This window comes from Ignavibacteria bacterium (genome assembly GCA_017302895.1).
Classification (GTDB): Bacteria; Bacteroidota; Ignavibacteria; order Ignavibacteriales; family Ignavibacteriaceae; genus UTCHB3.
Map to the genome: position 1 here is coordinate 242,960 of JAFLBV010000003.1, position 20,576 is coordinate 263,535.

The window sequence follows — 20,576 nt, forward strand, 5'->3', positions numbered from 1 at the left end:
GAAAGTACTCCAGATGAAACAGAAAACATCCACTCCGGCAAAGAACAGGATAGCATTTATAGGGAACTATCTTCCCCGTCAGTGTGGAATAGCAACTTTTACAACTGATCTCTGCGAATCGATCGCTGAGCATTACAGCAGCACCACCTGTGTGGCAATTCCTGTGAATGACATCGAAGAGGGATACAAATATTCTTCGAGGGTGAGGTTTGAACTTAAGGAAAAAGATATAGACTCCTACAGAAGTGCTGCAGACTTCCTGAATATTAACGATGTTGATATCGTTTGCCTGCAATTTGAATACGGTATTTTTGGAGGCCGGGCGGGGAGGCATATCCTGGCATTGCTTCGAAATCTGAGGATGCCGGTGGTTACAACACTCCATACAATTTTAAAAACTCCCGATCCCGACCAGCTTCATGTTTTGAGGGAAGTGGCAGCTCTTTCCGACCGTCTCGTGGTAATGAGTAAAAAGGGGGTCAAATTCCTCCAAGAAATTTATAATGTACCGGCGGATAAAATTGACCTGATACCTCACGGCATTCCCGATGTACCGTTCATCGATCCGAGCTTCAACAAAGATATTTTCGGTGTTGAAGGGAAGGATGTGCTCCTTAGTTTTGGTCTGCTCTCATCAAGCAAGGGAATGGAAACCGTGATATCAGCGTTGCCTGCCATTGTAAAGGAGAGACCCTCTGTGGTCTATATTGTGGTCGGGGCTACTCACCCGCATGTATTGAAAAATGAAGGAGAAACCTATCGTCTGTCACTGCAGCGACTTGCAAAACAGAAAGGTGTGGAAAACAACCTTATTTTTTACAACAGATTTGTAAGCATCGAAGAACTGAATGAGTTTATAAGTGCTGCTGATATCTACATCACGCCCTATCTTAACGAAGCACAAATTACTTCGGGGACACTCGCTTATACTTTGGGTGCGGGAAAAGCGGTAATTTCCACCCCGTACTGGTATGCAGAGGAGATGCTTGACGACGGGAGGGGGATTCTCGTCCCGTTCAATGATGAGAAAGCAATGGCAAGGGAAGTGCTTAATCTCTTGAATAACGATGCCGAAAGACATGCAATGAGAAAGAGAGCATATCTCCACGGAAGAGGAATGATATGGTCTGCGGTAGCCGAAAAATATATGGCTTCATTCGATCGGGCGAGGGCTGAGCGACGACACTATGTGCCTGCCACTCCGAACCCTGATCTCCTCAACAATCACCTCGATGAATTGCCTCCGATAAAACTTGACCATCTTTTAAGGTTAAGCAACGACACCGGGATACTTCAACACGCCCTTTTTGCAGTGCCCAACTATGCCCACGGGTATACCACGGACGATAATGCCAGGGGAATGCTTGTGTCGATTCTCCTGGAAGAACTTGGTGTGAGTCAGGGGGCAAAACTTACAAATTTCTACCTCGCATTTCTCGCTTATGCCTACAACGACCAAAACGGACGATTCAGAAACTTTATGAGTTTTCAAAGAACATGGATGGAAGATGCGGGCTCCGATGACTCTCATGGCAGGTCTTTACTGGCACTCGGAACCAGCCTGAACCACTCGGATAAACCCGTTCAGGGGAATCTTGCAGGGTGGCTTTTTGAACAGTCTCTCCCTGCACTTCTAACCACTACCAGTCCACGAGCATGGGCTTTCGGACTGGTGGGGATCGATGAATATCTTCAAAAGTTTGCCGGGGACAGCAGAGCCAATCATGTGAGGGAGGAACTCTCAGGGCGTTTATTTGAGCTCTGGAAGAATAATCACTCGGAAAACTGGTGCTGGTTCGAACAGGAACTTTCATATTGCAACGCCATTCTGTCACACGCACTGATACTCTCCGGTCATTCTTTACACAATAAGGAAATGTTTCAGGCAGGTATCGACACTCTTTCATGGCTGGTTGAACTGCAGAAGTCGAAAGACGGGCATTTTGTTCCGGTGGGTTCAAACGGTTTTTATTCCAGAGGAGGAGAGTGTGCCAGATTCGACCAGCAGCCCGTGGAGGTACAAACGATGATTTCCGCCGCTCTTGTTGCTCTAAAACTCTCCGGAGAGCTGAAGTGGGAAGATGTGGCGATGCGTGCATTTGAGTGGTTTCTTGGTTACAACGATCTCGGCGTACCAATCTACGACCCTAATACGGGCGGGTGCAGGGACGGTCTTCATCCTGATCGTGCAAACGAAAACCAGGGCTCGGAATCAACCCTTGCATACCTGCAATCGCTCCTCGAGCTTCAACTTTACAAACAATCACAATTATCACCTGAAAAGTCACAATCATGAACAATCAATATGCGGTTTTATTTCACCGCAACAAGCTAAACCCCATTCTTACCGCTAATAACTGGCCCTATCCCATCAATTCCGTCTTTAATGCCGGGGCTACCCTTCTTCAGGATGGAACCACACTTCTTCTATGCCGGGTGGAGGACAGATCCGGGATATCCCACTTCTGCGCCGCCCGGTCCGCTAACGGTGTGGATGGATGGGCAATCGATCCGAAGCCAACACTTCTCCCTGACTCGGAAAAATTTCCCGAGGAGCTGTGGGGAATTGAGGACCCGAGGATTACTTTCGTTCCCGAACTGAAAAAATATGTGATCGCTTATACTGCATACACAAGGGACGGTCCGGGAGTTGCACTCGCAACTACGGAGGATTTTATTGCTTTTGAAAGGATGGGGATAATTCTCCCTCCTGATGACAAGGATGCCGCACTTCTCCCAAAGAAAATCAACGGGTTGTGGGCTATTATTCACAGACCCATCAGTGCGCCCCGTGCGCACATGTGGATTTCGTATTCCCCTGATCTGAAGAACTGGGGCGAACATACACTGATGATGAATGCGCGCAAGGGGGCATGGTGGGATGCAAATAAAATCGGATTGTCCCCTCCACCAATTGAAACTCCTGAGGGTTGGTTGCTTATCTATCACGGAGTTAAACTCTCCTGTGGAGGGTGTATTTACAGACTCGGGCTTGCTCTCTTCGATCTGAACAAACCCGAGATATGTCTAAAAAGAGGAAGGGAGTGGATCTTTGCTCCCGAGGAATTATATGAAATCCAGGGAGATGTTGGCAATGTGGTCTTCCCCTGTGGTTACACCATAAACCCGGATGGAGACACCCTGAATATTTATTACGGAGCTGCGGATACCTGCATCGGACTCGCAACTGCGAGTATCAATGAGATGCTCGCATGGCTCGATAAAAACAGTGAAATTGAGACTAAAAAATGAAGACTCTCGACAATACTCCCTTACTGCTCGCTTTCATTATTGTTGTTGTAATCTTCCTCCTTTTTACCGGGGGAGCAATTACAATGACCACTATGAACGAGAGCATGAATAAAAACGGCATATTTAACAACATAAGTTGGATGTGGGTACCGGCAATGGTTTCACTTCTGGTAAGCTGTCTGCTCGGATGGGTGATTCTGGTTCAGACTAAAAAGAATCCATAAAGACACTGTAACCGGAATGTTATTTTGCGTAATATGCTTAATTTTGCCATTTGATTTAAGCACCGGAGGGATTTTTGTTCCTCCGGGAATATTTTGTTACTTTTACAGAAAAGAATAAATGACGACAGCAGTAATTGGAATCGGGCTCATTGGGGGTTCTCTTGCCCTTGATCTAAAGAAAAACGGGTTCAGTAAATACATTATTGGAGTGGACGGCAACGGGGATCATGCCAGGGAAGCACTCGAATTAGGACTGGTTGACGAAATCGCCACTTTGGAAGATGCTGTAAAAAGGTCTGAGCTGGTTATTGTTGCTGTTCCGGTGGATGCAACCATTCCCGTACTCGAGGAAGTGATGAAACTCGTAACGAGTCAGGTGGTGACTGATGTCGGTTCGACCAAAGAGCTCATTGTTCAATCGCTCACGGGTCTCGCCAACAGGGGGAGATTTGTAGCTGCACATCCTATTTGGGGTACAGAAAAAAGCGGACCCTCAGCAGCACAGTCAGGTGGCTTTAACGGGCGGATAACGGTAATCTGCGACAGGGAAAAATGCGACAAAGACGCACTTCAAACCGTTGAATCAATGTATGATGCGCTCGGGATGAAGAAAATTTACATGGATGCCAAACGGCACGATGTGCATGCAGCCTATGTCAGTCATATCTCACACATCACTTCATTCGCTCTTGCTCTATCTGTACTGGAAAAGGAGAAAGAGGTGGATACCATATTTCAGCTTGCAGGTGCAGGTTTTGAAAGCACCGTCAGACTCGCCAAAAGTTCTCCCGATACATGGGTACCTATCTTTGCACAAAACCGTGACAATCTGCTCGAAGTTTTAACGGAACAGATTGATCAGTTGAGCCTGATGAAAAATCTCCTCGAAAAAGAGGACTATAAGAAGTTTTACACCCTTATCGAGAAGGCAAATGAGATCAGGAAAGTGCTAAACCGGGAATAAATTTTGATATTTTTCACTCCACCACAAAAAAATCTCTTGCATCTGAATTTGAGAAAATATATATTTGCCCATGATAAATCTGAAAAAAGCCACAACCACCTCCTTTTACTTTTACTGGTTTTACTTTACCGGTCGCGGGTGGCTTTTGTAAAATTTGAATGTTATCATAAGAAATTTATAAATCACCCGGACTAAACAGCCGGGTTTTTTCGTTTTTAAACCATTAACAGATACAGAAATAAGATGGAAACATTGTTGAAAAAGAGACCCCTTATAATTTCGGGCCCATGCAGTGCTGAAACAGAGGAGCAGGTTTTGGAGACTGCAACACAACTTGCAGAGCTTGGTGTGGTGGATGTAATGCGAGCCGGGATCTGGAAACCGAGAACGAGACCGGGTACATTTGAAGGAGTTGGAACCAAAGGTCTGCCATGGCTGCAGCAGGCAAAAAAGATAACCGGTTTCCCCCTTGCTGTCGAGGTTGCAACCACAAAGCAGGTTGAGGACGCACTTCATTTCGATGTTGATATTCTCTGGATTGGTGCCCGGTCAGTCGTAAACCCGATGAGTGTTCAGGAGATAGCGAATGCCTTGAGAGGTACCAATGTCCCGGTGTTCATCAAAAATCCGATGAACCCTGATATCGAACTGTGGAGCGGTGCGGTCGAGAGGATAGGAAATGCAGGGGTGACAAATATCGGACTGATACACAGGGGATTCAGCACCTACGGAAATCTTGAGTACAGAAATGCCCCCATCTGGCATCTGGCAATCGAGATGAAAAGAAGATACAGCGACCTGATGATGATCTGCGATCCTGCTCATATCTGTGGCAGAAGGGACATACTTAAAGATGTGTCGCAAAAAGCAATCGATCTCGATTTTGACGGTTTGATGATAGAAAGCCACCGTGATCCCGATAAGGCATGGAGCGATGCGAAGCAACAGGTGACACCTGCTGATCTGAAAATACTGCTCGATCAACTTGTTTGGAGGGATTCAACCAGCGAAAATATCTCACACGATTCTCCGCTTGAAGAGTACAGAGAAGTAATCGATCAGATAGATGACGAACTGATGCAGTTACTCGCTAAAAGAATGAACCTCGCAGCGAAGATTGGTGAATACAAAAAGGAAAAGAAGATTACCATTCTTCAGACCAACAGATGGAATGAAATTCTTGAGAAGGGGATTAATCTGGGTGTGAAACTTGGTTTAAGCAACGAATTTGTTGCGGGTTTCCTCGAGGTGGTTCACATGGAAAGCATCAATCATCAGAACAGAATTATGAATTCCCAGGCCGGTTGACTCCACCGGCGCAGTTATACAAAATCTGCTCTTCATCAGAAAGAGTGATTCCGTTGTTTTCGAGGGGGAGGGAAATCGTAAAGATTGACCCTTTCCCCGGAGTGCTGTTTACTGAAATTGTACCCCCCATTTTCTCTATATGATTTTTGGCTATGGTCAGCCCGAGTCCGGTCCCTTCGAAATGGCGCCCCATCCCTTCGCTTGCCTGACGAAACGCCTGGAATATTATCTCAAAGTCGTTACTATCGATCCCGATGCCTGTGTCTGTTACTGAAATCAGTATTCTCTTTTTATCACCCCTCGTCTGATGCCAAAGATTCACCGTAACTCCACCGTGAAATGTGAATTTGATGGCGTTGGATATAAGGTTTTCAAGTGCCTGAACGAACATGCTCTTGTCGAGAAGGCACCGGCACCCGGAGATGTGGCTCCCGAATCTGAGATAAAGATTTGAATTGTTGATCTGATATTCGAATGTTTTGCAAACCTCGATCACTGAGTCAATCAGCTCAAACTCCTTAGCGACAGGATTCGATCTTCCGGCCTCAATCCGGCTGAAGTCCATTATCTTTTTCAATGTCTCGAGCAGCCTCGTGGAACTCGCAAATATTCTGTTTCCGATACTCCTGATTTCGGGATCATTTTTATATTCACTGAGTATCTCAGCAAATCCGATCACCCCTATCATCGGGGTTCGCAACTCGTGACTCATGTTGAGGAGGAAGCTTGATTTTAGAGAGCTCATCTCCTCAGCTTCTTTTTTTGCTTTTATGAGAAGCTTTTCGTTGGCTTTTCTTTCGGTGATATCGGCAATGAGGGTGAGGATACCGCTCTTACCTCCGGGGAGTGGAACCTTTGTTTCAGTCAGTTGAACATTAAGCCGGGTACCGTCTTTTCTCGAGGCGAAAGATTCCTGACGGAGAATTTCCCCTGACAGGATTTTTTTAAGATTTGAATCGATGAGAGATTTGTCTGCATGAGAAGCTATTACTGAGATATTATTACCAACCAATTCATCTAAAGAGAAGCCGGTAAGCTCTACAGCTTTTGGATTTGCATCGATGATGCACCCTTTTTCGTCCTGCAGAATTATTCCCTCAGGTGACAATTCGAACAGGGAGTGGTAACGCTCCTCGTTCATTCTAAGAGTTGTGATGTCGTTGAAGATTATGTTGATGTAGTCATGTCCCTCCATCAGGATGTGGGTGCCCGACACATCAACATAGATAATGCTTCCATCCATTCTTACGAGACACAGGTCCCTCAACTCGAAGACATCGAGTCTTCCCGGGTAACTCAGACTTTCAAGTGACTTGCTGAGGCTGGATGAGTGTACTATGTCGAGTATGTCGCGACCGAGCAGTTCTTGCTTCGAGGAGGCGCCGATCATTTTTACGAAGGCGGAGTTTACAAACACAAACTTTCGAGTATCATGCACGATTGTGGGTGCAGGATAAATTTCGAGCATATTAAAAAACTGTTTCTCATTGTTCATGGTACCGCCAAAAAGAAAAATTTAATCTCTGAATTAATATAGTAAAAATTCCATCTTTCGTAAATAAATTAAGTTTCAAAGAAAAAAAATTGTGAGCAAATGCATAATCTGTATAAAATCTCCCTGTATCTGATATTATTTCTCTCACCACTTATGGCTCAGATGCCGGACAGGTATGTTATTCTGGTGATAGTTGACGGTGCCAGGTACAGCGAAACCCTTGGCGACACATCCGGAAGATTTACTCCGAATCTTAAGAGACTGGCAAACGAGGGGGTGGTGATTGATTCATTTTTCAACAACGGATGGACAGTCACGAGCAGAGGAGTCCCTGCAATCTGGTCGGGTTCCTGGTCAACTCCACTTGATACTTTTTACAACGGTTTTCAAACTCAATATGCCACCGTGCCTACTCTTTGGGAATATTTCAGAAAAGCCCATCAGCAGGATTCCACAGAGGCAATGTATATAATGAAATATCTTTCTTCACCGTGGCTTCAGAGTTTTCGTCCCGATTACGGACCTGCCTACTGGCCCTGGTATATCCTTCAGGGGAGTAACGATGTATCGGTCTGGCAAAAGGCAAAAAACATGCTGCAGACCTGGCGACCGCGACTTTCCGTTATCTATTTTTCCGATGTCGATCACTATGGACATTCGGGTGTTTGGGATGATTATACCCGCGCTATTACTATTGCCGACAGTCTTATTAATCAGTTATGGGAGTTTGTTAAGAGTGATCCTGTCCTGAAGGATAAAACCACCATTCTCGTTACCAACGACCATGGAAGGCATACGGATGGAGTATCAACCGTTTTTGTTGGACATGGTGACGGTTGTGCAGGGTGCAGAAGAATTATGCTTTTCGGAATTGGTGCCAATGTGAAGAGGGGGATTCATACAATTACCAAACGATACATTCCTGATATCGTTCCTACCATAGGCTCAATTTTGAATTTCCCGACTCCGGTCGTCTCGGGTGTTTCGATGAGTGAGATTCTGGATATTCAAACTGATGTGTTGGATGAGACAATTCCCGGGACTTTTGCACTTGATCAGAATTTCCCTAATCCTTTTAACCCAGGCACAAACATAAAGTTTTCTCTGCCGTCAGAAACGAATGTTAAACTCGAGATCTACAATGCCATCGGCGAAAAGGTTGTGGATTTAATAGATGCTGACATGGCAGCGGGGAGACACCAAATATATTTTGATGCCTCCGGTCTTCCGAGTGGAATTTATCTCTACAGACTGTTGACCGGCAACCGGGTGGAATCCCGCAAGATGATATTATTAAAATGAACGGGAGTCTCCTCCCGCTATTTTAAAATCACCATTTTACCGGTAACAGGAGAGATTTCTGAGCCAACTGGTTCGAGCCTGTAGAACCAGACTCCCGATGGGAGGTTGCCCGAATTGTAATTAATCACATTGACTCCTTTTTGGCAACTCACCGGGAGTTTCTCGTCGATAATTGAACCTTTGGGGTCGTAAATTTTCAGAACCACTTCCATTTCGAACGGGACTGTAAATGTTATTTGTGTCGAACCGTTAAAGGGATTGGGATAGTTGTTCATCAGTCGAAAAGAACCCGGGTTTTCTGACTCTGCTGATTCAATGCCTGAAGGGAGTGTGACCGATGTCCAGGTTGCCCCTTTATCGGACGAATATTTAATCGCTTCAGAGCCGTTCTCTCTTAGGGCAACATTCGATTTCCCGGCGGACAGAGCCTCAATTTCCGTGATTCCTCTGTAGACTTCATCCCACGAAACCCCGCCGTTTGCGGTTCTTAGCAAAGAATTGACAGACCAGACCCCTTGATAGCCTGTTAGTGAATCACCAAAGGCTGCGAGACCTGAAAGTACACCTGCATCCTGAAGAATGATGTTCCAGTTCTGACCACCGTTTGAACTGAACCATAGCCTGGACATGGTTGTCACGAATCCGTGTTTAGCAGAAATAAATCCCGAAACCCCTTTCTCACCGAGAGATTCCATAATCTGCCAGCTCTTGCATGAGTCCTCGGAGATGAGGTAATTAAAACTTCCGGCAAACGGGTTAAAGTAAGGGGCGTAGATGAAAACTTTTCCAGCGTGAGGCATGCCTGCAAATGAGATGCTGCTGTAATTTTGCACAGGAATTTGAAAACTGACCGTGTCAAATGAGATGCCTCCATTGAATGATCTGCAGACTGTGAGGTTGTCGCGCAGAATCAGGATGGTCTTTCCATCGGAAACAAAGTTGGCTGAATTTAGTACCCTGCCTGCCTCAAAGATTTTTGTCCAAAGAGAACCTCCGTCCGTCGTACAGTACAACTCGTTTCCTTTTGCTGCATATCCTGCAGATTCCGATACAAAATGGAGCATTGAGATGTTTTTGTTATCGGGTCCAAAATTCAATTGTTCAAACTGGTGGGGAGAAGAAGTCTGTCTGAAAAGATCAGCACCTCTGGAGATGAATAATTTTTCGCCGGCGAATTTAAAAATTTGTGAGTAAACCGGAAGAGCGAGAATGATAAACAGGGTTAATAATCTGTGACTCATGGCTTCTATCAATTTATGACGTGAGAATGCACAAATATGCCAAAATCTGATTTCATATCCATGAATTTCGTGAAGCGAAATTCAGTAATAAAATTAGCTTATCCTTTCGAAAGTGATTCCTTAATAAGGGTGACAAAAGCCTCTCTTTTGAAAGGTTTCGACATGTAGTGAGTACATCCCGCCCGCATGGCATCTTCCTTGTCCTTAAGCATTGCAAAAGCGGTAAGGGCTATAACTGGGGTCTTTTTGTATTGTGGCATTTTTCTCAATTCCACCGTTGTCTGGTAACCGTCGAGCCCTCTGCCAAGATTTACATCCATCAGAACAAGAGGGTAATAGCGTGAATTTGCTTTTTCAAGTGCCTCCTTGCTGGATATCGCAGACTCTATTCTACATACTTTTCTCAGCATTCTCGAGATCATTTCTATTGCAATGGGGTCGTCTTCGACATAGAGGATGGTCGGCAGTTCTGCTTCCCCGGTTTGGACCTGTGCCGGGACACTCTCAAAAACTTCAGTTGCACGGGTATTTTGTATCGGGAGAGAAACGGTAAATGTTGTGCCGGTACCGACCTCACTGTCCAGTTGGATAGTGCCGTTAAGTTTTTCGACAAATTTTTTCGTCACAGCCAGGCCGAGCCCCGTTCCTTCAAAGTTTCTGCCGAAACCTTCACTTGCCTGCCTGAAATCGTCGAATATGAATGCCTGTTCCTCTTTTGCGATACCGATTCCTGTGTCACGAACTTTCAGGAGCAGAAAACCGTTCCCTGACTGTTTTTTTGAAGAGACTTCGACTTTTACCAGTCCGTTTTTTGTAAATTTTATTGCATTGTTGATCAGGTTTGCACAAATCTGGGAAAAGACCCTTTCATCAGTTACGAACGGGATCTTCATCTCAGGTGCCACCAGTTCGAAATCGAGACCCTTTTTATTTGCCTCGTTTATATGCAGGCGGAAATTCTCTCTGACTGTCTCTACTGCATCAATTTCAGTTTTAACCATCTCGAGCTTGCCGGCTTCAATTCTCGACAGATCTAGAATCAGGTTTAGAGTGTTCATTAAACGGGAACCGCTCTTATAAATGATATCTGCATATTCAACCACCTGCGGGGGATTTCCCTCGTCGGTCAGGAGGTCGGAATACCCAAGAATACCGATCATCGGAGTGCGGAGCTCGTGGCTCATATTCGCAAGAAAACTCGATTTCAGCCGGTTCATTTCCTCTGCCTCCTCTTTGGCGAGAATCAACTCTTTCTCGTATTTTTTTCTGGCGGTTATGTCTGCAATAATGGTCATAATACCGGCAGATCCATCAGGGAGAATCACTCTTGCCTCTGTCAGCTCCACATTTACAACCTCGCCATCCTTCCTCAGTCCCTCTGCTTCATGTTTGAAGGATCCTTCATCGATAATGGTTTCAATGTCGTCTTTGATGTTCTCCACTCTATCAGGCGGAGTAATCATGCTGATGTGCTGTCCGATCATCTCTTCGCGGGAATAGCCAAGAATTACGGAGAATTCCCTGTTGACATCGATTACTTCGCCGTTTTCATTTTGAAGAATAATTCCTACCGGTGAAAGATTAAAAAGGGCTCTGTACCTGGCTTCACTCTCTACTAGAGCTTCCCGTGCCTTCAGTCTCTCGATGTTATTTTTTCGCTCTTCCAGTGCTTTTAGTATTGCTGTTCCGAGCCTAACAATCTGTTCTTTTATTACATAGTTAGCAGCGCCCGCTCTCATACACTCGACTGCGGTTTCCTCATTTACAGATCCTGTGACGATAATTACGGGAGTAATTGGCGAATGTTCTATGGTGAGCCTGAGCGCAGTAAGCCCGTCAAATTCGGGCATTGAATAATCAGAAAGAATGATATGTGGCTCAAACTCCCTTAATTCCCTGAGGAAGTCTCCTTCTGTTTCAACATTTCGGAAAATTGCATTAGGGAGGACTTTTTTTACCTCTCTCTTGGTGAGTTCGTAATCAGGCAGAAAATCTTCAACTATAAGGATTTTATATTCTTGTTCCATTGAGATTCCGGGGAATTTTAATTATTTGGATGCTTCATTAAGAATTAACCAGTACATTCCCAATTGGGAAACTGCTTTTACGAAATCCTCAAACTGCACCGGTTTGACCACATAACTGTTCGCTCCCAGATCATAAGCTGATTTTATATCAGGGTCTTCCTTTGATGAGGTTACTATCACTACCGGCAGTTTGCGGGTAATCGCATTATTCCTTATCTCTTTGAGCACTTCGAGACCATCTATTTTCGGTAATTTGAGGTCAAGAAACACAACTCTTAAAGCAGTGTGATCTACAGTTCCCTCATATTTCCCTTTGTTGAAAAGGTAGTTTAGTGCGTCTTCTCCGTCTTCGCAAATCTTGATGTTATTAGCGAGATGATTCTTTTTCAGGGCCCTCATCATCAGAGTTGCATCGTTAGGATTATCTTCGACTATCAGTATTTCAATTGATGAATTATTCGTTTCCATTTTCAGTATATCAATTTTACGATCATAAATAATAATCCTGCTTTCAGAACGGAAAAATAAGTAATAACCGAGCTATTAACAAAATAAATCGTTCTTTGTAAATCCGATCGTTTAAATTTTATTGCAGCAGACCACATAACAAATTTTATTAGGATATTTGGAGAGAGAACTTTTCATTTTATTGGATATCAAATGTCGAACAACGAATCAGTAAAGCCCGGAATCGTAAAACAGACGATTATTGAAGTGACTCAACCTTTCAAAGATCTGGTGCATTCACCGAGAGCACTTTGGGGTATTAATATCTCCTATCTTCTCGAGGGACTCACATATTTTGGTGTTGTAGGACTTCTCACCATCTTTTTCACCGAGGATATCAAACTCAATGACATTGAATCAGGGCAGATGGTGGGTGTTCTCACGGCAGGCATCACACTGAGCATGCTGTTTTTGGGTGCTACCGTTGATATAATCGGTGTGAGGATGTCGCTGCTGATTTCGCTGATGGCTATGCTTGTCGGCAGGGTGTTGCTGGCAGTAAGTCCGACCCTCTTCCCGGGAACGGGGCTTTGGGGTCCGGCACACATAACAGCAATGCTTGGTATCCTTGGCATAATCATAGGTTACGGGATATATCAGCCTGCCTGCTACGCGGGAGTGAAGCGATTCACCGATGAGAAAACCTCTGCGATGGGTTATGCGATGCTCTATGCTCTTATGAACCTTGGAGGATTTCTTCCGGGTTTGATCTCTCCGCCTGTAAGGAAGAGCTTTGGAATCACGGGAGTATTCTGGGTTTATGTTGCGTTGACCGTTGTCGGGATTATTTCTGTGCTTTTTATTCTTACCAAAAAGACTGTAAAAATGGCAGAGGCGAATCTCAGTGATGAAAAGAAGGCCGAGGTGAAAGCCGAAAATGAAATGCCTTTCGCTGAAAAAATGAAATATTACATGAAGAATTTCCCCCTTAAGGATATGAGATTCCTCTTCTTCATTTTTATTCTGATTCCCGTTCAGACACTTTTTGCTCATAACTGGTTGACGCTGCCGACTTATTGCTATCGGGCTTTCACCGGTGTGGTAAGTGAGAATTTTGAGTTTTTCACAAATTTCAATCCAATACTTATTTTTATTCTCACTCCTGCAGTTGCAGCTCTTACCGCCCAGAAAAATGCATATAAAATGATGATTTGGGGAACATTTGTGATGGCTTCGCCGACTTTTATCCTGGCTTTAGGTCCCAATATCTACACACTTTTCGGTTATCTGATAATCATGACCATTGGTGAAGCGATGTGGCAACCGAGATTTTTGCAGTGGGTGGCTGAAATTGCCCCCAAAGGGATGACGGGAATATATATGGGTATCGGGCAGTTCCCTTGGTTCCTGACGAAAGTCGTCACCTCCCTTTATTCAGGATGGTTCCTTATGAATTATGCTCCTGAAGGGGTTCCACCGGAAAAAATGAACACAGAAATGATGTGGCTGATTTATGGATTTATCGCCATTATCAGTCCAATCGGCCTGATCCTCGCCAAAAACTGGATGGTAAAAGGATTTAAGACCAAAAGTGAGGATTAGGGAGGTATTAGGTATAAGGTATCAGGTATTAATTCTTTAAGATTAAGCCTGTATTGTGAACTTTTATTAACAAGAGATGAGCATTATGCACACATTAATCGAAAAACCTGCAATTGTTCAGGCAGCAGGAAACAAGCCCAAGATAATTGAAGAATATGTCGGCAGAGTTAACTCCGGTACCGATATTATAAGCATCGCAAGAATGCAATCACCTGCAGGTTGGACGGAACCGGCTCAAATACCCGAGTTCGATGAATATACCGTGGTATTGAAAGGCGTACTCAGAGTGGAGAGCAAAACCGGATTTATCGATGTCTCCGCGGGTCAGGCGATCCATACTCCAAAAGGGGAGTGGGTTAAGTACAGCACCCCAAACGATGAAGATGCCGAATATATCGCCGTTTGTTTGCCTGCGTTTTCGCCTTATACAGTGAACAGACAAGAGTAAAAGTTATTAGTTGTGAGTTATGATTTATGAGTTGTCGATAGCCCTTGCGGCGGCATGTGGGTAGAATTTGGCGACAACCTTAACCAGAGCCCTTGCGGCGGCATGTGGGTAGAACCGGTACCCGACTGCACAAATCATTCCTCATCCTTTCAAGGGAGTGGTCGAAGATATGTATAGAAAATCGAAAAATCTATATATATGAGCATTGATATGTATAGAAAATCGAAAAAATTATACATATTGCATTCGATATATATAAAAAACCGGAAAATCTATACATATGATTAACCAGTTTATTCCATTGAACCGTGTCAAACGCCGAAATCTTCTCAGTTAAGATGTAAATATGTTTTTTGATCCAACGAAGCCATTTAATTCAATCCCTCTTTTACCTCCTGAATTTGAACTCGAGACAAAAGAGGTTCTGAAACAACTTGCTGTTTCCCACCGGTATCTTGCTGAGCTTAAAGGAATTGCACAGACAATTCCCAACAGAACGATCTTAATAAGTACCCTGGCTCTCCAGGAGGCAAAGAACAGCTCTGCGATTGAAAATATTATTACGACACATGATGAATTGTACAAGTCAGATCTTTTTTCAGACCAATTCGAAAGTCCCGCCTCAAAAGAGGTGCACAGGTATTCAAAAGCCCTGATTCATGGATATAATCTTGTAAAAGATGATAAAATTCTTTCGCTCAATAAAATATTGGCGATTCAGCAGATTTTGGAAGACAATGATGCCGGGATCCGAAAACTTCCGGGAACTGTCCTGAAAAACACAAGGACAGGTGTGACAACCTACACCCCTCCTGACAATCCTGATGTGATCCTGAATGCACTCGGCAATCTTGAGAGATACATTAACGACCCCGATATCCACAAGGTGGATCCGCTTATCAAAATGGCAGTGATTCATTATCAATTCGAGGCAATCCATCCTTTTTTTGACGGTAACGGGAGAACAGGAAGGATCATAAATGTTTTGTATCTCGTATTGAATAACCTTCTGGAGATGCCCGTACTTTATTTGAGTCGCTATATCATCGAAAACAAAGCAGATTATTACAGATTGCTTAATGAGGTTCGTACAAAAAACAACTGGGAAGAGTGGATTTTGTATATCCTGAAGGCTGTTCAAGTTACAGCCGAAGACAGCATTATCCTTATTAAAGAAATAAAGGCGCTAATCAGCGAATACAAATTCAAAATGAGAGGCGAGTTGCCTAAAATTTACAGTCAGGACCTGTTAAATCTGCTCTTCAGGCATCCCTACACTAAAATTGAATTTGTAATGAATGATCTGGGAGTCTCAAGGATAACTGCCACAAAATATCTAAATGAACTGACTGAAAAAGGTCTTCTGATGAAAAACAAACTCGGCAGAAACATCTATTATGTGAATAAACCATTGTTCGATCTTTTTGTGACGAAATGATGCAATAATTATAATTCGAATTTGATAAAGACTACCTTACAACCATGACAAAACCTGAACTTCTCCTCCCTGCAGGAGACTTTGAAAAACTAAAATTTGCGTTTCAATACGGCGCTGATGCGGTGTATGCGGGGGTTCCTGCATTTTCGCTGAGGGCACGGGAAAATGATTTTAAAATTGACGGCGTTAAAGAAGCCATCGATTACACGCATGCTCTCGGGAAAAAGATTTACCTGACAGTGAATATTTTCCCCCACAACAGCAAGCTCGAACCAATGCGTCGTGCTATTACCGCAATGGCAGAACTGAAACCCGATGCTTTTATAATGGCGGATCCCGGTGTCATTTATTTTGCAAAAGAGATTTGTCCAGATATCCCGATACACCTTTCGACCCAGGCGAACAATATCAACTGGGCATCCGCAAAGTTCTGGAAGGAGCAGGGGATATCGAGAATCATTCTTTCCAGAGAACTTTCGCTAAGGGAAGTGAAGACGATTCATGAGAAGGTGCCTGATGTGGAGCTGGAGTTTTTTGTTCACGGCTCCATCTGTATGGCATATTCAGGGAGGTGTCTTCTTTCAAATTACATGTCGTACCGGGATGCAAATCAGGGAACATGTGCACACAGTTGCCGCTGGCAGTACAAGGTTTATAAAGGTCATGAGCAGGACCACAATCCCGAATATGAAGTGGTGGCGTCAGAGGACGAACTGACAATGGATGGTGTATATGATCCAGTCTATAAGCCCCTCGAGGGGAATTTCTACCTTGAAGAGCAGCAGAGACCGGGAGAATTTCTCGAGGCGGATGAGGATGAATATGGCACCTACATAATGAATTCGAGAGATCTCTGTGCCGCAGAGTATCTTCAGGAGCTAAAGGATGCCGGAGTTTCCAGTTTTAAGGTCGAAGGGAGATCCAAGTCTATATATTATGTCGCATCTGTTGCCAGAACATATCGCAAAGCGATTGACGAGATGGTGCAGGGAATAAAGCCGACATTCGATTATGTTTCTGAACTTGCAAAAACAGCCAACAGAGGTTTCATTCCGGGCTTTCTCGTCTCAAATCCTAAGGAAAAAGCACAGTGGTATGAGAAAAATGTCCAGTTGCAGACTCACGAATTTGCCGGAGTTGTCAGGGAAGTGATGCCCGATGGAATGGCGCGGGTTGAGGTAAGAAACAGATTTGAAAAGGGTCAGGAACTTGAAGTCTTCTTTCCCGATTTTGGTATGGATTTTATCCAGATCGTCGGATTGATGCAAAATCCTCTAGGTGAAATTGTCGAGGTGGCACACGGTGGAGCCGGAGATATCTTCATCAAACTTGACAAAGATGTTTTCCCCGGCGTCCTGTTAAGAAAGAAAAGGTAAACTACCTTTTAATCAGCTTAAATGCCATGCCTCTTCCGTGTTTTTGGATGATCGCAAGGTTTATCCAACTGAAGGCGAATTGCTCCAACAGTTCAATTTTGTCATCACCCCCGAAGTCGTAGCATTCCGCAAATCCAATCTCTTTTGCGAGAGTTGAAGCCACATCCTTTGCCTTTGTGCTTGTTCCGGCACAGAACATATCGACTCCTTCTCCGTTATAGACGGGATCTCTCATGTTTTCAAATCCTGTGCTGTTGAAGCATTTTACAACATCTTCACAACCTGTTACCGCTTTGATGCCCTCAAATGCAGTTTTATAAGGTGCCGGTTTCATAAATACCGAGTTCGTCGCATCGATTACGATTTTCTCTTTCAGGGAGGGATTCTGACCTGCAATTTCGACCGCAACCTGCGGAGGTGTAGAGAACAGCACCACATCTGCATCCGTGATTGCATCCGCCACTGAAGATGCTGAAATATTGGAGTTGGCTGCAATAAGATTTTTGATATCTTCCGAGTTTACATCCCGTGTCCCAAGAATAACCTTATGTCCCTTCTTTGCGAAATTAAGGCCAAGTGCCCCGCCGACATTTCCCGCGCCAATAATTGCTATTTTCATTTTATTCCTCGATTGTTTTTCTCTTCGTTGCAAAAAATATGAAATATACCGGTACAATTGCATAAACAGCAAATGCAGCATAAACATTCATAAAAGCCAAACCACTTCCCAGGAAGTACATAACGGGACCAATCAAAGATAGTTTGATCAGCTTTGAATAATTTTCCTTGTTTGTCCCGTCCTTCAGGAGGTGACTGTTCTTCAATATGTACAACCTGAGAAGCACAAACGCCAGTGCTGTCATTCCCATGCAAACTCCGAAAAAGAACATGGTGGTTGACTGGTTAAAATAGTCACCCATGAAGGCAGTGGGGAAGGGAACAAAAGACATGAAGAAGAGAAGGAGTCCGTTCACCCACATCAGCCCGTTGTCACTCTGCTTTATTTCATGGAAAATTCTGTGATGGTTCACCCACATGATTAGAACCATGAAGAAGCTGAGAGCCCAGCTCAGGAATTTTGGAGTCAGTTTTACAAGTGCCGCGGCAATTGCCGAAGATGTAACCTCCCCTTCGATGTGGGGCACTTTTATCTCGAGTACAAGAAGTGTAATGATAATAGCTATCACACCATCACTGAATGCTTCAAGTCTTGTTTTTCCCATGGTTATACACCGAGAGCTTCGATTACAAGTCTTGCTGCTTCGCCTCCTGAATATTGCTGCTGCCCTGTGATCAGTCTGCCGTCTCTTACAGCGAAAGGTTTGAATAACCCGCCTGTGATGAAGTTAGTGTTCTCGATCTTTTTTGCTTCTTCCTCTATCCAGAATGGCTGAATTTTCATACCCACATAGCTGTCAGCAAACTGTTCTTCAGCATTGGCAAAACCTGTCCAGGTTTTACCCTCAACAAGAAGTTTGCCGTCAGAGGTTCTGGCTTTGAGGAGCACACAAGTGGCATGGCAGACAATTCCAACCACTTTGCCCGCTTCATGGAAATCGACAACCAGTTTGTGAAGTTTCTCGTTGTTTATGAATGTGTACATTGGTGACTGTCCCCCTGTAAGGAATACTGCGTCATAATCAGAGACATTGAGTTTGTCGATCGACGGAGTGTCTTTCAACAGAGCGGAATGTGAAGGTGACTTATTGAAACCAAGGCTTAGGATATCGTGCGCCGAGTAACCGCTTGCATCTTCGGGATCACTAAAACTGTCCGCCATCAGTTCACCTCCCTCGGGTGAGTAGATATCGACTTTGTAGCCCTTTTCAGTAAAAGCGTGGTACGGGTGGGTAAGTTCCGCCCACCAGAAACCAATTGGCCAGCCGGTTTGGGAACTGACGGAGGGATTGGCAGCAATAAGTGCAACTCTTTTCGGGCTGTTGGAATCCATTACATTGAGGTTCGCGCTCATAATTTTTTTTCTCCTTTTGTATAATTTTTTCAAGTTAATATGTTAAATTAGCACTATATGATATCTAAAATCAAGTATGCACTATAAAGTAATATACTAACTAAATAGAAAGAAATGCGAGAAATGCCCGTTTTCGAGTTTAGAGATAAAAAATATAATAATCCGGTGGAGCTTGCTCTCGATGTAATCGGCGGAAAATGGAAGATGCCGATACTTTGGAGATTGAAAGACAAGGTATGGAGATACGGTGAACTTAAAAATTTCATTCCCGGCATTACCCACAAAATGCTTGCTCAGCAACTGCGCGAACTGGAGGCGGATGGACTTGTAAACAGAAAGGTTTATCAGGTGATACCACCGAAAGTGGAGTATTCAATCACAGAAAAAGGTCTGACGACAATTCCGGTAATTACTTCTTTGCGTGAGTGGGGGATTGCATTTAAAGAGGATAAACTGGTTTAGGTTTTCTCTTAGAGAGGGGGCTGGGATGACCTTAAAATAAAACCGGCAGTCGTTCAATCAACAACTGCCGGCTAAAAATTATTCACTTATTTGCTGCATCCACGCAGGCCTTAATACCGTCTCTGTATGAGGTTGGTGTGAAGTTAAAAGCTTTTTTGAATTTGTCACTGTTGAAAATATAATCGTACTTGAACTGATAACTCATCTCAATCATCGACATGATAGTCGGGTTGAAGAGTCCCGCCATAAACAGCATTCCGTTGCCAAGCACCTGAATTTTTGGCTGAACACCGAGATATTCAGCTGCAATTCTTACCATTTCTTCTCCCGTTATGGGTGTGTCATCCGACGGTGCATGCCAAACCTGGTTATAAGCTGTAGGAGTGTTCCCAATCAGTGCAGTGGCATATGCTGCATCAGGTGTATAAGTAAATGTGTGAAGCGCCTTGGGATTATTCATCCAGTTTGCCTTTTTCCCTTTAATCAAATTGTTGATTACAAGAAGATTGAACATTGAACTGCTGATGCCGGGGCCATAGAAATCGGCACCTCTGACAATTGCAACCTGGAGGTTCCCTTTTTTATACTCATCCATCAGGCGAAGATCAAGTTTTGCCCTGATTTCCCCTTTTTTACTGCAGGGATTAAAGGGAGTTTCCTCTGTCATCGGTCCGTCAACTTTACCGTACATATAGACATTGTCGAAAAAGACGAGCTTGGCACCTTCCTTTTTGCATCCTTCGATAACATTTTCGATAAGGCCGGGCCACTGTTCCTGCCAGGTTTTGGTTGTGTACTTCAGTCCGGCTGTGAGGTAAACTATCTCCGAACCCTTGATCGCCTGAAACATTTCCTCTTTTTTTGTGATGTCAGCATTATGAGTCAAATCAGTCGAATTTACTTTTTTTGCGTTTCTGCTGACGATGTTGATTTTATCTGTGTATTTGGTCAGTTCTTTTGCCAGTGGAGTACCGATTGCTCCACCACCGCCTAAAATCGTTTGCATAGTTTGGTCGCT

19 protein-coding genes are annotated in these 20,576 nt (G+C 44.1%); 11 read left to right on the plus strand and 8 right to left on the minus strand.

The genetic code is table 11. The annotated features are described in order from the left end of the window. Window positions 1-13 precede the first annotated feature (13 nt). From J0L60_13270 to J0L60_13290, 5 genes are all read left to right on the plus strand, one after another. Window positions 14-2,296: a glycosyltransferase family 4 protein gene (locus J0L60_13270; protein MBN8547095.1), complete on the plus strand. Its 2,283-nt coding sequence runs from the start codon at window positions 14-16 to the stop codon at window positions 2,294-2,296. Then, window positions 2,293-3,252, plus strand: coding sequence for a glycosidase (locus J0L60_13275; protein MBN8547096.1), 960 nt, complete (start codon window positions 2,293-2,295; stop codon window positions 3,250-3,252). The genes J0L60_13270 and J0L60_13275 overlap by 4 nt, the downstream gene beginning before the upstream one ends. Beyond that, a complete protein-coding gene (locus J0L60_13280) occupies window positions 3,249-3,476 on the plus strand; it encodes a hypothetical protein (GenBank protein MBN8547097.1) in 228 nt (75 codons plus the stop codon). Before J0L60_13275 ends, J0L60_13280 begins: the two co-directional genes overlap by 4 nt. A gap of 118 nt (window positions 3,477-3,594) precedes the next feature. Continuing rightward, window positions 3,595-4,440 carry a prephenate dehydrogenase gene (locus J0L60_13285; protein MBN8547098.1) on the plus strand — a complete coding sequence of 282 codons (846 nt, stop codon included), beginning with the start codon at window positions 3,595-3,597 and terminating at the stop codon, window positions 4,438-4,440. 243 nt (window positions 4,441-4,683) lie between these two features. Continuing rightward, window positions 4,684-5,748, plus strand: coding sequence for a bifunctional 3-deoxy-7-phosphoheptulonate synthase/chorismate mutase type II (locus tag J0L60_13290; protein MBN8547099.1), 1,065 nt, complete (start codon window positions 4,684-4,686; stop codon window positions 5,746-5,748). Here the strand turns inward: J0L60_13290 and J0L60_13295 are convergent. Further along, window positions 5,726-7,243 carry a PAS domain S-box protein gene (locus J0L60_13295; GenBank protein ID MBN8547100.1) on the minus strand — a complete coding sequence of 506 codons (1,518 nt, stop codon included), beginning with the start codon at window positions 7,241-7,243 and terminating at the stop codon, window positions 5,726-5,728. The genes J0L60_13290 and J0L60_13295 overlap by 23 nt on opposite strands. Before the next feature lie 99 nt (window positions 7,244-7,342). Here J0L60_13295 and J0L60_13300 point away from each other — a divergent pair, with 99 nt between their 5' ends. Continuing rightward, entirely contained in the window at window positions 7,343-8,545 is a 1,203-nt protein-coding gene (locus tag J0L60_13300; protein ID MBN8547101.1) for an alkaline phosphatase family protein, read from the plus strand. 17 nt (window positions 8,546-8,562) lie between these two features. On the opposite strand, the gene J0L60_13305 is transcribed toward J0L60_13300, so the two are convergent. The 3 genes from J0L60_13305 to J0L60_13315 form a co-directional block, all read right to left on the minus strand. Next, window positions 8,563-9,786, minus strand: a complete 1,224-nt coding sequence (locus tag J0L60_13305; GenBank protein MBN8547102.1) for a hypothetical protein — start codon at window positions 9,784-9,786, stop codon at window positions 8,563-8,565. Window positions 9,787-9,884: 98 nt separating this feature from the next. Next, window positions 9,885-11,813 (minus strand): response regulator, encoded by a 1,929-nt coding sequence (locus J0L60_13310; protein ID MBN8547103.1) that lies wholly within the window; start codon window positions 11,811-11,813, stop codon window positions 9,885-9,887. 21 nt (window positions 11,814-11,834) lie between these two features. Beyond that, window positions 11,835-12,281 (minus strand): response regulator, encoded by a 447-nt coding sequence (locus J0L60_13315; GenBank protein ID MBN8547104.1) that lies wholly within the window; start codon window positions 12,279-12,281, stop codon window positions 11,835-11,837. 192 nt (window positions 12,282-12,473) lie between these two features. Between J0L60_13315 and J0L60_13320 the strand changes: the two genes are divergently transcribed. From J0L60_13320 to J0L60_13335, 4 genes are all read left to right on the plus strand, one after another. Next, the gene (locus J0L60_13320; GenBank protein ID MBN8547105.1) at window positions 12,474-13,862 is read left to right on the plus strand and encodes an MFS transporter; all 1,389 of its coding nucleotides are present in this window, start codon (window positions 12,474-12,476) and stop codon (window positions 13,860-13,862) included. Between the two features lie 85 nt (window positions 13,863-13,947). Further along, window positions 13,948-14,310: a cupin domain-containing protein gene (locus tag J0L60_13325; GenBank protein MBN8547106.1), complete on the plus strand. Its 363-nt coding sequence runs from the start codon at window positions 13,948-13,950 to the stop codon at window positions 14,308-14,310. A 346-nt stretch (window positions 14,311-14,656) separates the two neighbouring features. Continuing rightward, window positions 14,657-15,748, plus strand: coding sequence for a Fic family protein (locus J0L60_13330; protein MBN8547107.1), 1,092 nt, complete (start codon window positions 14,657-14,659; stop codon window positions 15,746-15,748). A 44-nt stretch (window positions 15,749-15,792) separates the two neighbouring features. Beyond that, window positions 15,793-17,124 (plus strand): U32 family peptidase C-terminal domain-containing protein, encoded by a 1,332-nt coding sequence (locus J0L60_13335; GenBank protein ID MBN8547108.1) that lies wholly within the window; start codon window positions 15,793-15,795, stop codon window positions 17,122-17,124. A gap of 1 nt (window position 17,125) precedes the next feature. Here J0L60_13335 and J0L60_13340 read toward each other — a convergent pair whose 3' ends face one another. The 3 genes from J0L60_13340 to J0L60_13350 are packed head-to-tail and all read right to left on the minus strand — an operon-like array spanning window position 17,126 to window position 19,096. Next, window positions 17,126-17,743, minus strand: a complete 618-nt coding sequence (locus J0L60_13340) for an NAD(P)-binding domain-containing protein (protein MBN8547109.1) — start codon at window positions 17,741-17,743, stop codon at window positions 17,126-17,128. 1 nt (window position 17,744) lies between these two features. Next, the gene (locus tag J0L60_13345; protein ID MBN8547110.1) at window positions 17,745-18,347 is read right to left on the minus strand and encodes a DUF1211 domain-containing protein; all 603 of its coding nucleotides are present in this window, start codon (window positions 18,345-18,347) and stop codon (window positions 17,745-17,747) included. A gap of 2 nt (window positions 18,348-18,349) precedes the next feature. Then, window positions 18,350-19,096 carry a type 1 glutamine amidotransferase domain-containing protein gene (locus J0L60_13350; protein MBN8547111.1) on the minus strand — a complete coding sequence of 249 codons (747 nt, stop codon included), beginning with the start codon at window positions 19,094-19,096 and terminating at the stop codon, window positions 18,350-18,352. Between the two features lie 123 nt (window positions 19,097-19,219). On the opposite strand from J0L60_13350, the gene J0L60_13355 reads away from it, so the two are divergent. Further along, window positions 19,220-19,558: a helix-turn-helix transcriptional regulator gene (locus J0L60_13355; GenBank protein MBN8547112.1), complete on the plus strand. Its 339-nt coding sequence runs from the start codon at window positions 19,220-19,222 to the stop codon at window positions 19,556-19,558. 82 nt (window positions 19,559-19,640) lie between these two features. On the opposite strand, the gene J0L60_13360 is transcribed toward J0L60_13355, so the two are convergent. Continuing rightward, on the minus strand, window positions 19,641-20,564 hold the full coding sequence (locus J0L60_13360; protein MBN8547113.1) for an NAD-dependent epimerase/dehydratase family protein: 924 nt from the start codon (window positions 20,562-20,564) through the stop codon (window positions 19,641-19,643). Between the last annotated feature and the right edge of the window lie 12 nt (window positions 20,565-20,576).